Source organism: Virgibacillus proomii, assembly GCF_900162615.1.
GTDB classification, from domain to species: domain Bacteria; phylum Bacillota; class Bacilli; order Bacillales; family Amphibacillaceae; genus Virgibacillus; species Virgibacillus proomii.
Genome location: NZ_FUFN01000009.1, coordinates 157,225 through 174,067 on the forward strand (window position 1 = coordinate 157,225; position 16,843 = coordinate 174,067).

Sequence of the window (16,843 nt, forward strand, 5' to 3'; positions counted from 1 at the left end):
AGGATTGTAATAAAAATGTATTTCAAAAGTTTCATGTAAGCCCTCCAATCTATCATTTAATCACTTCGTCTGTTTTAAGTGCTTTTTGCATCAATAATTGTTGATGACGTTTGGTTAACTTTGCTTGATCTAACATATCTTTAATCACAGTTGTTTGATTGATTTCATCCAGTTTAGAAGCTAGTTTCCAAGTAGGTGCTACTTGTCGAGCCAACCATCTAAGTGTTTTATCGAATGTGTAAGATTCAGGTTTTGTTGTTAAATAAATTTTTCTATTTTCACCTAAATCTAAAAAACGCTGCCACTCCGCATTCATTGGCAACTACTTCGTCGTTTTTTCTCATCTTTATCGACAAACCGAATGTACCGATTAATGATGGAAAAAGCTGTTCGTCCAGCGTCTTCATACGTCATTAAATCGACAATCGCATGGTACGCACGATCATTTTTCAAGCGAATTTCAAAGCGGTTTTTAATGTCTGTATCTTCAAGGGATGCTCCGTGTTTCACGTATTGTTCATAATCTTTTTCATACACACAAAAATACACATCACTTTTCAAGGAACCAATATACAGCGTATTTCCCATATCTCGTTTTTCTTCTCCATGAACTAATTCACCAGATCGATAACTTTTAAAGCTTCGAAAAACAGAAATACATTCTTCATTTCGACATTTGTTCGTCAAAAAAGGAATATCTAATATCCCTATCAATAATTGCAAGGTCAACTCGTTTAAATACCCCACTTACTCGAAATACATCCATGAAAAAATCAAACCATGTACGTTGTTGAGCTAATAAAAAGTTTTCAAATTGACGGCAACCTTTACCTTTCAGTTCAAGTTAACAGCCTTTATCTTCATCTGGCGAAACCATGACAACAATGTCACCAAAAACATATTGTTCCAAGTAAGAATAAAACGCATAATCTTCATGGATCATATACTCCATTTTCAATCGTAAGATTTCTTCAATAACTGGCTTCGGGTTCGTTGTTAAAAAACGGATTCGCACGTAATCAAGTAAAATTTCCAAAGGTGCTTCTGGATTAAATTGTTCTAAAATATCGAACACCGCTTGTTGTAACGTTTGGGTCGGTGTGATTTTTCCAGTTTCAATTTCACTTATATACTGCCTTGAAATTCCTACATGTACCGCTAATTTATTTTGCGATACGCCATATGCCAATCGTTTTTCTTTTAATTGTCGATACCAAGGTATCTCATTCATGTGCATTCCTCCCAACAAAAAAGATGTCAACTAAGGGCTAAAAGCTGACATCTTCGTAATACGCCCTAACCCCTTGATGCACAAGGGTTTTTGTGCTTTTTAAACAGTTTCTTATTGTTTTTCTACCCCCCTGTTAGAAACGGGGGGTAAAGCGTGGTTGTCGCCACGCAGGCTTTGCCCAGCACTGCGGCTTACGCTTCGCACGCCGCCGCACTGGGCAGCCTTTATGGTGCAAGTTTCTCTATCTCTTTTAAAAAGTCATGATTCTTTGGCACAAGTGGTGTGTAAAATTCGGTAATGACATTATCCCCTTTATCGACGTATCCACGTCCTTTGATCTGTTTTAAGAAAAATTGTTTTTGAACGTCCGATCCAAACATCATGCCGTATCCTAGTTCGGACATTCTGCCTAAAGCAACCCGAAAATTAAATTGATCACGAATCCCATCCCCTAAATATTTTGCATCTGGCCGCTGACAAGCAAGAATAAGAAAGAATCCAGCTTGACGTCCTAACATGGCAATCTGTTTTAGTTTCGTTAATACAGTGGTACTCTCCTTAGACGCAAGCATTTCCATAAATGCAACGTATTCGTCAAAAACTAAAAAATGAGGAGCTAAGCCCAAATAAGCATAGTTTTCTCCTGTTTTATATCCTTCCATCTGTTTCATTTCTTCACTTCGAGCCATCATCGCTTCATAAAATTGATCAATACATGTCATCATATCTTCCTTTCTATAATAGACATCAGGTATGACCGTGTTTAAATCTGCTAAATCTGCATTTTTTGGATCTAAAATATATAACTTCGCATTAGTTTTTAACAGGGCTTCAATCAATGTAAGAATAAAATACGTTTTTCCACCACCTGTTCCGCCAGCAACCAACATATGTGTTAGCTGATCATATTCCCAATCCATCGATTTCATGAGCTTTAAACGACCATTTTGCGCAATGAAGTCATCAATTGAAATACGGTTGGCAATCATATCATAAAAAAGAACGTACTCCACATAGGAATCATGTAATTCCTTTGACACCAATTCACAATACAAGCCACTTTCCAACTTCTTTTCTAAATTTAACAGTGACTCTTGATATTTACCAAGCGTTATTTCTACTTGAATATGGATCATGCCTTTTTCATACCGATAATACATCTTTGGAAAATGACTGATTTTTTCCTTCGCCTTACTAGATGGGATATCTTTGAAAAACCCTTCATTCATCACTTGTTTTGTTTCATACCACTGATTTTCTGAAATCATCTTTGCGAGCTTTTGTCGATGCATCAATTGTTTTAAATGGTTATAACGATACCAATAATAAAGAAAAGCACATATTGCCTCCATGACCAAACTAATGATTAGTGAAGTGAATCCATATCTACTTACAAAATGAGTTTGAAATGGATCAAGTTCCCACGTTGTAGAAAGTAAAAAATTTACATGAAAAGGGATAAAGAAAACAAGCCATACACCAAACAGTCCAAAGAAGATAAATTGAAAAAAGAGAGAAGCGTTACTCGGTCGGATTCGCTTCCCTCTTCTTCGGTAAAATTTCATTATTTATCTTTGTTAGGTATAGATTTTTGATTGTTAGTGCTTGGTGTAACCGTTTTCCCTTTTAAAACCAAATCATCTGCCTTGATATACCAATCCACATCTGCCCCACGAAAAGTTGCATTTGCGACTGTACCTGCGACAGGATTAATTAGTTCTACTTCTGCATTATAATCAAAATCTTTTAATGGAACAGAAGCAGGAATACTGACTTGAATCATGCGCCCTTGTTCACGAGACTTTAAATCATAGGTGCGTTCTTTTACTTCTGTTGATACCGTACCATCTTCATTTTGTAGAAAAACTTCACGACGTAATGACGAAAATTTTAATAATCCGAATGTCTTTTCTTTATCAATCACAATTCCTTCCGCTAATCTCATCTTTTTTCCTCCTTATGCTTTAACCATATCGTCAGCATGTAAAATATATTATGTGAAACCACGATCACCAATTTTATAACCTTCTGCGGTAATTCTTGCATTGACTAATTTTACCTTTTCCTCATGTTCAAAGAACTTTTCTCCTGCTTCTTGCGGCAAAATCACCTCAATATCATCCGCTCGTTGAACATCGGAATACAGATTGTAACTGCGTGATAAAGTTGTCATGCGCCCATTAATACGACGTTGTTCCACCTTACCTTCACCAGCATATTCTAAGTTTCCAAACGTTTTTTCCATATTTGGAATGACATGTTTTAACTCCATTATATAAACCTCTCTTCTTGTTTTAATTTTTGTTATTTATAAGTAAGCAAGGGGAGAAGGGAGGGGAACGAGAAAAGTGCTTTTTCATTTATCAATCACTCCTACGCTTCTTGTAGTCGATAATCCACACGTCCATAAATCACACACCAAAAAACAACCATGCTTTCTCCATTTCTATCACGTATCAATTTCCCATGAGGAAAAAACGGAAAGTCTTCAATCTCTATCTCACTCAATACAAAATGATCGTCAATCCAATCCATCACTTTTACTTCATTTTCTTCCAAAGAAATCACACTCCCGCCTGTTTTAGACAATAAAAAAAGGCATGACAGATAAAATTTGTCACACGATAGTTTGGTTATATTTATAAAACTTCTGCAATACCAGCCATAATGTATTCGGCACACGGTACAGCAATCGCATTTCCAATTGCTTTATATCTAGCATAATCACTTATCGCTTCGTCTTTATATCCAAGGGCTGTCCATCCTTCTGGTAATCCCATCAAACGTTCACATTCCAATGGCGTAAGCTGACGAATAAATCCTTCTTTTTCTTCTCCTTCATACCAAAATGAAAAATAATTTACAGATCCTGCGAGTAAAGTGGGGAAAGGATCTCCTGTTCTTCCGAAACTTCCATGAAACCCTTTTTCATTTTTTTCTTTGGCTGTACTTCGCATGCGTCTTTCTGGAAAGGGACGGATGATGGGTATTTTCCCCCCCTGCTTTTTGAGTAGATATTCTACTGGCAATGGTGGAGGACTGCCTGCTCTCTCTGCAAGACGTAAAAACCGATTGCAAATCACGGCCTTTAAATAATATTTCTGTGGCACGTGTTCCTCCAAAATCTGCCACGAGGAAGATACGTCTTCTTCTTTGAGCAAGTGTGGGCCTTCCCCAATATTGGGCATCCAACAATCGCCAAGCGACATCAACATCATTCCCTCGGACCATTTCGGCGTTTGCCCAGAATTGAGAATCAGGCATTGGAATTTCGGTATTTGCGAACGATTCAAGCACGGCCTTAAAATCCAGCCTGTTATTTGATGAAAAAGCTCCCATGACGTTTTCCCAAACAGTGATAACTGGATATGTTCCATTCGTTGCACACCACATTTCTTCAATAATTCTTATTGCATGATAAAATAAACTAGATTGACTTCCAGTAAGGCCTTCTCGTTTACCAATATTAGATAAGTTCTGACAAGGGGAACCAAATGTAATGATATGAACAGGCGGTATTTCTCCACCATTTACCTTTGTAATATCTCCTAAATGATGCATGTTTGGAAAATGTCGCTTCGTAATAGATATAGGTGCTTTTTCAATTTCACTTGCCCATATTGGTTGAATCTCGTAACGAGAAGCAGCTAATGGAAATACACCAATACCATCAAATAAACTTCCTAAAGTTAGTTTTGTCATACTCCACCTTCTATTCTCCATTTTTAGGCGTAAAAAAAGACGCTAATTTTAATTGAACGTCTAAATACAATAGGTTTTATTAAGCTAAAAATTATTATTATATTTTATTTATAAAAATTTCAAACATGGTGCTAATCTTAAAGTTAATCTACATAAGAACCTTTTAAAAAATGAATAGCTAACATCAATTTTTTCATGAATTACTAATGTTAAAAACTTATTATACAAAACAGAAACTCACAAATAGATATTTTAACACTAATATTGTGATTCTCATCAAAATAAACAAGATAACGATAGATTCCCTTTTGAACATCTATCCAATTCAAATATATGCTTGATTCACTATTTTGAAGATTCAATCCCGATTCGATGCGATTAAAAACCCTTGATCCTACTTCTGGCATAATATCTACAGACGGAATCATGTTAAAGCTTTCTATTTCGTTTGCATTTAAATTAAATTTCCAATCATACCATAAAGTAGTTACTCCATCTACATCAACATGATCAAACTCAAACCCTGCATGACCTATAGCTAATTTAATAATAATATTTTGAAATCTATCTTTATCAAACGAATAATAAATTTCCTGTTCTACTGTATTAATTTGTGAATCCAATAACTCTTTTAATTTTCTATCTCGTTTTAATGCTTTATCTATTTTCTCATTGAAAAATCTTCGATCTAACTTTCTTCTGAATACATTTATATAGGATGCTACATAAGATTCATCAAAAGAAAATCCATTATTACATGGTTCACAAGCCGATATTGTAGGCAAATTATCTGGATAAGGTTCAATTAAGAATACTTTCGATGGAACATGATCCCTTGTTTCAGCAACATCTCCGCAATAAATACAATAATTTTCATCATTCCTACTCCATTCTGTAAACTTTCCTACTCTTCTATCCCCACCCAAACGTTTAAATTGTTGCATATTTTTCATCTCCCTTGTCTCACTAATCTTAAGCATACTACCTTAACAATATCTCATGCTCTTTTTCGTTTCCTTTTACTAGATTCATCTATATCTGTTTATTTTAATCGTTTTAATAATCATCAAAATAGTATCAAGCAAATGTTTTAACTTCAAATACACTTAGGGAGTAGCCGTTGATAAAGCTATATCAATTAACTCATCTTTCTGAATATAGGAGTTTTAGAATCAGGTGGAATAACAGGTGGATTAACTTTTATACTGAGTGGCATAGAAAAATCTACACCTGTTAGGATAGCTTCACCTTCACCTAAAACTGGTAAAAAGTCTAGTATTGCAGCATTAGCGGATGAACACGCTTGTCTTACTGCTTCTTTGTCGTTATAATTTATTAATCTATGAACTAAAAATGTTCCCATTTGACTTAAAGTTCCTAAAGGTATATCCCTTGGCATTTGTGTAGCTAGGCAGAGAAATAAGCCATATTTCCTACTCTCTTTTGCAATTTGATCAAATGCGGAGAGACTCTTAGTATCAAAATAGTCATCAACAATACTATTATTAAGAAATTGATGTGCTTCATCAATAAATAAAACAATAGGATCTTGCTTAAAAACCTTATCTCTAGCTTTGTTAAGTAAATATTTTCCTATTGCATTTGCTACAATTTCTCTAGCCTGAAATTCAAATCCAATATTTTCAAACCCTATTCTTAACAAAGTACTATCACTTGAAATAAATGAATTGATTCTATCAGTTAAGCTATCAGATGTTAATGAGTTATCAAAATTGAATATAGAATTAAATAAGTCTGTCTTCATTAGGTTACCGATTCTAGTAATCATACTTAAACAATATCCAAAATCCTGTTCATTAATACGACCAAACAATTCCTTATTTTCCCAATCATTAGCCCAAATACATTCTTCACGAATTTGATGTTCTAATTTACTTATATCAAAATCAAGATATCCTGTTTCAATTTCTTTATATTTTAAATACACAAACCTCTCGAAATTCTTTATGTTTTTTCCACTTTTTATTAATAGGTCAGTATTAACAAATTCCTTTATATAATCATTATACTGATCTTCTTGATTTTCTTTATAAACTCTAACACATTTTAATGATCGTATTGCTTCTAATAGTTTAGGTGCTTGAGTTTTTTCAGAAGGTTTAATCAAAAAAAATAAGTCCTCAATAGTAAGATTTTTATATGAAAAATGTATGTCTTCCCCTAATATTAATGATTCAACAGTATCCAACTCAGATAAAGTAGAGTACTCACCAGTTGGATCTAATAATATTGCTTTTGTTCTGTTTTTAGAAATACCTTCAAGTAATTTAGATATAGTCCAACTTTTGCCTTCACCAGTTGTTCCAACAACGGCACAGTGTCTACTAAACACTGATTGTTGAGAGACAACTACTTTCGTATCTTTATTAGAAGTCAGGCTTCCTAAATCTAAAAATAAAGTTTTATCAGATTCTTCTTTTTCTCCAAATCTCAAAACATATTTTTGAATAAATGAACTTGAACATACATAAACTTTTGAACCTATGCTCGGAAATTTATTGAAGGAATTATTAGCTTTATTACTTTCAAAGTAATCGAAAGACAATAATATTTCTATTTTTGCAGTTGGATGAAGATCTGAACTTCTAAAAGATTTATCACTAAGTGCTAATCGTTCTTTTTCTGGTAAATCAATTTCAGAGATTTTCCCAATAAAACCATGATTTTCTCCTTCTATTGTTACAAAGTTACCAACTAATCCACCATTAAATTCTTCACCAGAAAAGAATGTTTTGCTCAATAAAGTTGAAGAAGGGAAATGTACTTTTACAAATTGGGGATTTACATGATTAATATATCCAAGAAAATATTTGTTATCAAATGGATTACTATTAGTCAATTCCAATTCTCCTTTCTTCCGAGCGGTCATAAACATCACATAATGGATAGTATTTTACAAAACTCTCAAATGTTTCATTAATTAAATTAATGTTTCCTGACTTTTCAGCTTTTTCTTTGAAGAATTTATACCGCTCTTTTTCTTCATGAACATCAGGTGAGACAATAAGCATTGTAATACTTAAATTCACATTCAAAGCTTCTTTAATCATTGCTGTAATGTGGGCATCACCAAAACTAAACCCTATTATGATTAGTAGGGTATTCTTGCTTCTCGTTTCTTGTTGAAACCTTGACATCATTTCAAAAAAAGGTTGTCTATAGGAAGACTCATACTTAGTTGAACTAGGATAAATCATTAATGGTTTTTTAGTGTTATTTGTTTTAAATATCTTTCCATTACTCTCTTCCCAATCAATTGAGCCATGTGGCTTGTATAAATGAATAACATTAGAAACAAAATTTTCTTCAGATAATAATCTGTGACTTGCACGTGAAACGATGTCATAATCAAAATATGCTCCATTAAACTGTCTTGGAGAACTAAATGAAAAACCATCTATAATAATATACCCTCTGTCGGAAGCGGCTTGTTCAAAAAGGGTGTCATAATTTAAAGTGAAAATTTTAGTTCTAGCATACTTTGTTTTTCGAGAGGTAAGTTTTTTTATAAATTCATGATGCGGTGCATTTTCAGGAATTATAATATGACAATTATTACGAATAATACTTTTTATTTCATTAATTGTAGAAATAATTTTATTATCAGACGTAGATATTTTTTGGTATAAATCGGCATGTGAAATAAAATCCTCTAAATTAGTATTTTCTTCGGAAACATCTAAAAAGTTTATTTGATTAGCAAATTCTTTTATCCTCTGATAAGAAAGCGCTTCTTTCACTTCATTCCATAATCCAGTCATTAATTTGCCTTGATTAGTTTTACCAATATTATATGAGCTACCTGCACCTGTCAAAACAACTATATTTTCATATTGTTTAGCTAAAATATTTTGATAAGTATTACGCATTAATCTATTTGCGCAGTCTTCAATGCTTTCGTTCTCTTCTTTATCTTCTTCAGATAATATCTTACCATCTACATATACACCTTTATCATCATAAGCGATTGTATTTACATTGGAAAAAAAGATTTTTTTCAATATTGTTCCCCCTAGAAGACTAATAGTTTACAGTAATTATATCACTCTTACAATAGGAGTACTAAATATTCCCATCAACATATTACATAGTCATAATTTATAAGTGAAACATTTAATCTTAAATTTTTTTATATTATGAGTGGTATTATAAACTAATTTTTAACCATTCTATTCTAGGTTAACAAATAATATCGTCATATTTAATAACCACGTCAAAAATCTAAGCTGATAAACATCACATTGATTTTTTAACAAGTAAATGGCGACTTTAAATTTTCTTATCCTACAGCCGCCGTTAAAAGAGCTACTATTAATTATGAACTATCAAATAATAGTTTTATACTTTTTCTATTGTGTTCCCACACCCCAGATCAATTACCACCGAAACGGTAATGTGGTTTTTCAGTATTTTATTTCTCGTTTTTTCACCTTCTCCTACAAACACGAAATGCTTGTGAAAGTGTTTAAAATTAAGGATTTCTATATAGTTTCTTGTACCATAAGATTAATCATTTGGGAAAACCCCACCCCTCCAACCCGCATTCCACCGTTTGAGTCATAATAAAGTTTTGCTACGGAACCCCTATTTTCACACTTTCTTGGTTCAAAAATGACCGTTTTTCCGGCCTTTTTCGGCTGTTTTTTCATGGTTTTTTCGAAGTTGGAATAAAGTTTTGGGAATGGAATAAGGAAAAATTCTAGAATAGATAGTGGAGAAAAGAGGGATAAAATAAAGAGAAAATATTGAATGAGTATTGATTTATTATTGAATTGGATATTGGATAAACCCAGTAATGACAAGGATTTAGGAACATAACTGCATTGAAAAGATATTGGAAAAGACATAAAAAAACTCGGGCTCCTGATGAGGAAAACCCGAGAAATTATTGGATCTATATTGAAAAAGCAAATGTTTATTATTACGAAATCGGTGGTGGGAGTAGCAGATGTTTATTTTGACAGTCAGGTGTTTATTATTGATCTACATAGTAGAAAGAAGAATTGTAGAGATAAGAATTCAAATACCATTTCACCGCTCATAATATGTCATTCTTTCCCTCATAGTAAATGTTGTTAATTAAAATTACTTCTTCCTTCAATAATGATTTAACTTCTCTTTTCTAATCCTCGGCCATCTAAATTTTGGCACATGCTTTACCATCGTTTCATATAGGATTCCCCATTGTTCTTCTGTTAGTTCTGCAACTGGTATCTCATTTTTTAACCGAAGATTTCTTTTCAAACGCTTAATTTGTGGTACTGTGAATGCACCCCTTAGTCCATAATCGAGCGATAATTGAGGATTTTTCAATACATAATCAACCAATCCCCAAAATACCAAATAATCACTATAAGGGACAATCGGATTAGCCTTTCTATTAATCTTAACCATTGCAGAATCTACTTTAGGTGGTGGAGAAAAGTTTTTTCTTGAAATTCCTTTTACATACCGGATATCAAACCACATCCTCCAAGCAATCACATATGGATCTTTTACGTAATTAGATGTGAATCTCTTAGCTGCTCCTTTTTCCATCAAAAGCACACCTCTTTGGAAATTACTTAATGGGTTGTTAAGGAGTTTCTTCATAATTGGTGTTGTGATTGCATAAGGGATATTCGAAACAACAATAAAAGGCTCTCGGGGTAACGAAATCTTTAATATGTCTTGTTTGATTATAACTGTATTTTTTAATTCAAGTTGATCTAATTTCTTAATAAACTTTTGATCGTATTCTACAGCGAGAACTTTTCTTGATCGATTACTTAAATCATTAGTGATGGCACCTTTTCCAGCACCCAATTCTAATACAAGATCTCCTTTTGACATACGAGCAATGTTTATAATATCTTTTATAACTTCTTTGTTATTCAGCAAATGTTGCCCGCTAAAGTTCGGGAAATCTCTTTTAATTCTTTTTGTATGTTGGTATTTTTTCCTTCTTTTTGTCATTAATCATACAATCCTTCCTTAAAATAATTGATTTTCAGCTCTGAACTATAACGCAAAAAAACCACAGAAAAAGACATCTGTGGTTTCCAGTAAACGGAATCAATTATTTTACATTAAGACAAAAAGACATTGCGACGTAACAGAAATTTAAACGTCACTAAACAGGCCTTTTAGCATTGAAAAGCCAAAAAACCGAATACTCAATCGTAAAAACAATATAAGGAAAGAGTGAATAATCACCCTTCCCTCTCATTTAACAAAATATTTTAATGGGGATTGTTAAATAAAATGGACAGACTTATCCCGTTTACTCTGTAAGCGAAATTAACAGAGCCTTCGAACGTATTAAATTACATGTTCAAAGCACGGTAAGTCTTAATTACTCCCATAATATTTAACAACCCTCCTTAGTTTAATTACATTAGATACGACGTATATACTAGCATGGACTATAGATAATTTCAAGAAAAAATACTAGATACTCAAGAATAAAATAAAATTTATTACAGTTATGTTTTTGATTTTTTCTCTTCACAATATCGGTATTATCAATGTCTGCTCTATTAGTTAAATGCTTCATAATTGCTTCCATCGCACGTAAACAATCACTTGTTGCATCTTTTCTCTCCCTTAGAAAACAAATCATATTTAAGAAATATTTAATAACTCTTTTAGGTTTTTATAAGATATTGAGGGTATTCTACTGGTAGAAAATATTAAATGGAGAAAGAAGGAGTTAATTATGTCAAACATTAACACATTTAAAACATTAAATTGGAAACTTATTTCAACACTTTCCATAATTGCACTTGTGAGACCATTTATGAGCATTTTGGGGATATCAGATGCACTTGGTAAGCCAGTTGCAAGTATAACGGCAACAATACTCATTACAATCATTTGGATAACAACAGTATACTTAACACAAGATTCCCACCCCATCGTTACATTGGTTTTTACGGGGATTGGTTACGCTATATTGGCAATTATTATTAGTGGAATCTTATCACCTATTCTAACGGGTCATTTGCAAGGGCCATTAACGAATCCTCGTGGCATCGTTAGTGTATTGTTAACGAATGTTATTTGGGGTTTAATTTCGGGGTTAATTGCTAGTTCATTATTAAAGATTAAAGGAAAGTAAAATATAAACATTTTTTCAAAACACTATCTCTTTCCACTTTATGAGGGATTGGCGTATTTTTATATGCGTTTGTTACATTTAAGAATTACTTAAGAAATAGAAATGGTTTAGGTAGTATTAATTTTTAAGTTCTAAGATTGTGACATAGGCAATTAAATCTGTCTTCGAGCCTTGTTATTGTTAACCCCTGCTAATGGCAAAGTCTTGTTAGTATATGAGGATATAACAATATTTAATTCGCCCAAACAAACATAAGTAAAGGCAGAAAAAATTGGGTTTATATTTCAATCGTCCAATTTAATTCCTTACCTAACAATAAAAGTAAAAGATCAATTAATGCTCATTGCAGACATTAGAATTGGGAATAAAAAGTCGAATTTACAAAGAGTTAATGAATTATGTATGGATTTAGGGATAAGTCATCCATTAAAACATTATCCAAAGAACCTTCCTGGTGGTGAAAACAGAGAGTAGCTATCGTCTGGGTCTTTTTGAATAATCCTTCCATATTGCTAGCAAATAAACCTACCGCCAGTTTGGTTCCGATCGAGGTAGAAAGGTTGTTGAAATGATATCCCATAAAGTAAAATCAAAAAATAAAGCAGTAATTATGGTGACACACGATGAAGAGTGCTTCATGTTGCTGATCGTGTTTTATATATGGAAGATAGTAAACTAATTGATAAGGATTAAATAGTCAAGGCTGTCAAGCAATCTTGAAAGCCTTGGTTTTCCAATTTTGCAAATCTTTATTATAATAAAGCAACGAACATAAGCAGGTGATAACCTTGTCAATAAAAAAGCGATTAATTTTCTCAAATATAGCAGTGATTGTTATTCCGGTTATTGGTTTTCTCCTAGTAGAAATCATTTGGGGATACATACTGTTTGTCATTTTTAATGGAAACCCTACAGGCAAAGATTTAACCCTGTTTATTAGCGTTCGATTTATTGCAATGATCTTAGTATTAATTGTAACAAATGGATTATTAACATACTATGTCTTAAAAAGTATCCTCATCCCTATTAAGGAGCTATCTGTTGCTGCAAATAAAATTAGTGAGGGTAATTTGGATTATAGTGTGGAATCCAACAAGAAGGATGAACTTGGTGAGCTTAGTAATACATTTGAAAGAATGCGTTTAAAACTAAAAGAAGCAAAGGATGCCCAGCTACAATATGAAAAAAATCGGCATGAGCTAATTGCAAGTATTTCTCATGATTTGAAAACACCCTTAACCTCCATAAAAGGCTATATAAAAGGAATTCAGGATGGCGTGGCGAATACTCCAGAAAAGTTAGAGCGTTATTTAAACATCACCTATAAAACGGCAAATGATATGGATGGACTCATTGATGAATTATTTTTATATTCTAAGTTGGATTTAAAAAGTTCGCCATTCCAATTTGAAAAGGTGGATTTATATTCATTTTTTGCTGACTTTATTGAAGAATTAGCATTTAATTTGGAACAAGAACAAGGAACCGCAACTCTTGTAGCGAAGAAAAACGATTCATATGTTGTGATGGCTGATAGAGAAAAATTGAGGCGTGCCGTATCAAATATCCTTCAGAACAGCCTAAAGTATATGGATAAGGAACATAAAAGTATCCAAGTCCTTTTATCCTCACAGCCTGATACGGTAACTATCAAAATGAGCGATAATGGAATTGGTATAAGTAAAGAAGCGATTCCCTTTATTTTTGAAATTTTTTACCGTACCGATGCCTCAAGAAATTCTTCCACTGGGGGTAGTGGGCTTGGACTATCCATTGTAAAGAAAATTATTGAAGAACACGGGGGAACTGTTTGGGCTGATAGTAAATTAGGCAAAGGTACAAGTATTTATTTAACACTGAAAAAGGTGATATAAAAATGCCAAAAGTATTAATCATTGAGGACGAACGAAATATTGCAGAGTTGGAACGGGATTATTTAGAGGTTAATGGATTTGAGAGTGATATTGCTACAACCGGTGAAGAAGGTTTGAGACTCGCCATGACTAATTCTTATAGTCTCATTCTTTTAGATTTAATGCTTCCCGGGATGGATGGGTTCGAATTATGCAAAAAACTAAGGAAAACATTAGATATACCTATCCTAATGGTAACAGCTAGAAAAGAAGATATAGATAAAATACGGGGGTTTGATCGTGGTGCCGATGATTATATTGTAAAGCCCTTTAACCCCAATGAGTTGGTCGCTAGGGTAAAAGCACATATTTCAAGATATGACCGTCTTGTTAATCAGGATTATGAACAAAATGACCTTCAATTCGGTAGCCTCTGTATACAAAATGACTCAAGGCGTGTATTTGTGAATGATGAAGAGAAAACACTTACTGCCAAAGAGTTTGATCTTTTAAATTTTTTAGCCACAAATCCAAACACCGTCTTTACCAAAGAACATTTAATGGAGCGAATCTGGGGCTTTGATTCAATTGGGGATGTGAATACTGTTACCGTTCATATAAGGAAGATTAGGGAAAAGATTGAAACTGTTCCTTCGAATCCACAATTTATCGAAACAATTTGGGGAGTGGGTTATAGATTTAAAAAATAAGGGATGGATTAAACTTGAATGTCCATCCCTTAAACTCTTTATTTCCTCACCACATAGTACTTTAATGGAATGGTATCCTCATAAAAAATGAACCCTCCATTCTATTCTCTAATTTCGTAAAAGCCCCGTTATCTATACTCCTCCAATGCTTCAATGTCCCAATCCCACCATTTTAAAGCTAACCAATCTTCAACTAATGATCTGGATATCGTTTTTTTATCACCTGTATAAGTGTAGCCGAAAAAGCTGATAAATCTACTTGAAATCATTTTAATGAAAGCACTACAGTCAAAACTAATATTGTAGGCATAGATAAAAAGATACTTGGAGAATAACAATAACTGGGTAGAAATTTTTTTGTTAAAATCACACAACATGGTTCAGATTATATTCATTTCTCTTTTTTTATTCCAACAATTAATAAAAGTAAAGCTGCGAAAAGAAACATTGGAGTAAAAATAGATACGATTAAAACTCCTACTATCATAATTAACCAAAATGAATCTATCTTGTAATTTCCAAATTTCATTTAATGTACCTCCTTTAATCTGTAATTCTTCCTAATCCAGAGTCAGTATTGCTTAAAACACATATCTACATACTTGAACAAAGAGCTTAAGGAATAAGAAAATAGATCCAGACTGAATCTATTTTCTAAACGAGTTTGTACATTTCGTACTGCTCAATTGTATCTTTCTTAAATCCAATCTTTCTTAGAAATTCAGCGATATCAATATTATCTGGCATACTGATCTTTAATTTTTGCAAATTTAATTGTTTTATTGAATGGGATAAAAGGCTGCTAGCAATTGCCTTTCGCCTTACTTCTTCATTTACAAATAAAAAATATATTTTCCCTGAATATGTAATGACCAACGTTCCGACTATTGACTCTCCAACATAAGCAGCAAAACGATGAGCAGTATGATCTTTCATAAAGTATTCCACTTCGTTTTGCCAATTGATATGTGTAGGTAGAATATTCTTCCTTACTTCGGCGGCAACAAATAAATCAACTTCTTCTATTTCTAATTTGCGATTTAGTCTATCTAATTTTAATCTATTAGCATCCAGTGCATGACTGAAATAGATTAGTTTATGATTCTTTTTGTATCCCTGCTTTTCATAAAAACGAATGGCACGCTTATTTTCCGAGAGTACTTCTAAACTTAAACGCTCGCATTTCTGACTAATTCCGTTATCAACAAATAAGCGGAATAACTCTTGACTCACGCCTTCTCCACGATATTCTGGTTTCACACACAATGTACCACATCTTAAATTTTTGTACCCACCATAAGTTCTTACACCGCCAAGCACCAATCCAACAGGTTCATCGATATCAAATGCAATAAACGAATCTTGGAATGTATTTCCTTCCTGACCAAAAAATCGTTCAAAGAATTGCCCCATTGTAATGTTCATTGGAATGGCATAATCTGAATAACCATACAAAAATGCTTCATGAATGGATGACCTATCTACTTCCGAACATCTTTTATATTTCATGTTGCTTCCTCCAATTATTTTCTCCTTTTAAAGCACTAATTTGCCACCATGATAACAAAAGATATTTTTAGGATTGAGAGATTTAATTTTTCTCAAAGACTGCTCAGCTTTTTCGATATCCAAACAAAAGTGCGGATTTGCAATCACCATTTTGTTCTCCTCATTAACCGCTGCATCACCCGTAATAACACTATTTATTGAAGGAATATATAAGGAAATATGACCGGAAGTATGTCCAGGTGTTTCCATGATCGTACATTGTCCGTCAAGAATTTTGTCACCATCACGAACCTTTGTATCGACTGAAATATGCTTCAAACTTTTTAATTGTTGAACAAACCATATGCCGAATTCCTTTTCTTCCTTTGCTAACATGGGTAACATTTCTTCAGCTTGAACTAACCTTTCCGCCTTTTTTTCACCGCTAATGAATGTTGACTCTATTTCACTAGCAATAATTTTTATCCAAGGATATTTTGATTTAAAGTCATATAAAGAACCAATATGATCGTCGTCATAGTGAGTAATGATAATACTCTTTAAATCATTCATTTTATAGCCATTTTTTATAATCTCATTTTCAATTAGGGGTAGAAAATTGACATAACCAGTATCTACTAATGTTAAATCGTTATTTAAAACAATTAAGCTAGGATAAATTTTCTGTTTCTGTCCATTAAAATCAAATTCAATTGGAAGTTCTATTATCTCCATTTCC

16 protein-coding genes and 1 pseudogene are annotated in these 16,843 nt (G+C 33.0%); 3 read left to right on the forward strand and 14 right to left on the reverse strand.

All coding sequences use genetic code 11. From position 1 onward, the window contains the following. Positions 1 to 52: 52 nt before the first annotated feature. From mobT to erm, 11 genes and pseudogenes are all read right to left on the reverse strand, one after another. Positions 53 to 1,246: pseudogene (mobT, locus tag BN1066_RS03440) on the reverse strand (MobT family relaxase). 209 nt (positions 1,247 to 1,455) lie between these two features. Beyond that, the gene (locus BN1066_RS03445; protein ID WP_077318113.1) at positions 1,456 to 2,796 is read right to left on the reverse strand and encodes an FtsK/SpoIIIE domain-containing protein; all 1,341 of its coding nucleotides are present in this window, start codon (positions 2,794 to 2,796) and stop codon (positions 1,456 to 1,458) included. Continuing rightward, a complete protein-coding gene (locus tag BN1066_RS03450; RefSeq protein ID WP_077318114.1) occupies positions 2,796 to 3,176 on the reverse strand; it encodes a YdcP family protein in 381 nt (126 codons plus the stop codon). The genes BN1066_RS03445 and BN1066_RS03450 overlap by 1 nt, the downstream gene beginning before the upstream one ends. A 48-nt stretch (positions 3,177 to 3,224) precedes the next feature. Next, entirely contained in the window at positions 3,225 to 3,503 is a 279-nt protein-coding gene (locus tag BN1066_RS03455; RefSeq protein WP_077318115.1) for a YdcP family protein, read from the reverse strand. A 101-nt stretch (positions 3,504 to 3,604) separates the two neighbouring features. Beyond that, the gene (locus tag BN1066_RS03460) at positions 3,605 to 3,799 is read right to left on the reverse strand and encodes a hypothetical protein (protein WP_077318116.1); all 195 of its coding nucleotides are present in this window, start codon (positions 3,797 to 3,799) and stop codon (positions 3,605 to 3,607) included. 71 nt (positions 3,800 to 3,870) lie between these two features. Then, positions 3,871 to 4,188: a DNA cytosine methyltransferase gene (locus BN1066_RS20560; protein ID WP_245799685.1), complete on the reverse strand. Its 318-nt coding sequence runs from the start codon at positions 4,186 to 4,188 to the stop codon at positions 3,871 to 3,873. After that, on the reverse strand, positions 4,160 to 4,933 hold the full coding sequence (locus BN1066_RS03465) for a DNA cytosine methyltransferase (protein ID WP_245799686.1): 774 nt from the start codon (positions 4,931 to 4,933) through the stop codon (positions 4,160 to 4,162). The genes BN1066_RS20560 and BN1066_RS03465 overlap by 29 nt, the downstream gene beginning before the upstream one ends. A 209-nt stretch (positions 4,934 to 5,142) precedes the next feature. After that, entirely contained in the window at positions 5,143 to 5,877 is a 735-nt protein-coding gene (locus tag BN1066_RS03470) for a hypothetical protein (protein WP_077318117.1), read from the reverse strand. A 194-nt stretch (positions 5,878 to 6,071) separates the two neighbouring features. Beyond that, a complete protein-coding gene (locus tag BN1066_RS03475; protein WP_245799687.1) occupies positions 6,072 to 7,793 on the reverse strand; it encodes an ATP-binding protein in 1,722 nt (573 codons plus the stop codon). Further along, positions 7,786 to 8,955 carry an SIR2 family protein gene (locus BN1066_RS03480; protein WP_245799688.1) on the reverse strand — a complete coding sequence of 390 codons (1,170 nt, stop codon included), beginning with the start codon at positions 8,953 to 8,955 and terminating at the stop codon, positions 7,786 to 7,788. Before BN1066_RS03480 ends, BN1066_RS03475 begins: the two co-directional genes overlap by 8 nt. 1,096 nt (positions 8,956 to 10,051) lie before the next feature. After that, on the reverse strand, positions 10,052 to 10,909 hold the full coding sequence (gene erm / locus BN1066_RS03490; RefSeq protein WP_077318121.1) for a 23S ribosomal RNA methyltransferase Erm: 858 nt from the start codon (positions 10,907 to 10,909) through the stop codon (positions 10,052 to 10,054). A 742-nt stretch (positions 10,910 to 11,651) separates the two neighbouring features. On the opposite strand from erm, the gene BN1066_RS03495 reads away from it, so the two are divergent. The 3 genes from BN1066_RS03495 (at position 11,652) to BN1066_RS03505 (ending at position 14,616) form a co-directional block, all read left to right on the forward strand. After that, a complete protein-coding gene (locus BN1066_RS03495; protein ID WP_077318122.1) occupies positions 11,652 to 12,053 on the forward strand; it encodes a hypothetical protein in 402 nt (133 codons plus the stop codon). A gap of 779 nt (positions 12,054 to 12,832) precedes the next feature. Next, the gene (locus BN1066_RS03500) at positions 12,833 to 13,927 is read left to right on the forward strand and encodes a sensor histidine kinase (protein ID WP_229740705.1); all 1,095 of its coding nucleotides are present in this window, start codon (positions 12,833 to 12,835) and stop codon (positions 13,925 to 13,927) included. Between the two features lie 2 nt (positions 13,928 to 13,929). Next, positions 13,930 to 14,616 (forward strand): response regulator transcription factor, encoded by a 687-nt coding sequence (locus BN1066_RS03505; protein ID WP_077318124.1) that lies wholly within the window; start codon positions 13,930 to 13,932, stop codon positions 14,614 to 14,616. Between the two features lie 391 nt (positions 14,617 to 15,007). Here the strand turns inward: BN1066_RS03505 and BN1066_RS20095 are convergent, their stop codons facing one another. From BN1066_RS20095 to BN1066_RS03515, 3 genes are all read right to left on the reverse strand, one after another. Next, entirely contained in the window at positions 15,008 to 15,145 is a 138-nt protein-coding gene (locus BN1066_RS20095; RefSeq protein ID WP_179104277.1) for a hypothetical protein, read from the reverse strand. A 125-nt stretch (positions 15,146 to 15,270) separates the two neighbouring features. After that, on the reverse strand, positions 15,271 to 16,125 hold the full coding sequence (locus BN1066_RS03510; RefSeq protein ID WP_077318125.1) for a GNAT family N-acetyltransferase: 855 nt from the start codon (positions 16,123 to 16,125) through the stop codon (positions 15,271 to 15,273). 27 nt (positions 16,126 to 16,152) lie between these two features. After that, positions 16,153 to 16,839, reverse strand: coding sequence for an MBL fold metallo-hydrolase (locus tag BN1066_RS03515; protein WP_077318893.1), 687 nt, complete (start codon positions 16,837 to 16,839; stop codon positions 16,153 to 16,155). Between the last annotated feature and the right edge of the window lie 4 nt (positions 16,840 to 16,843).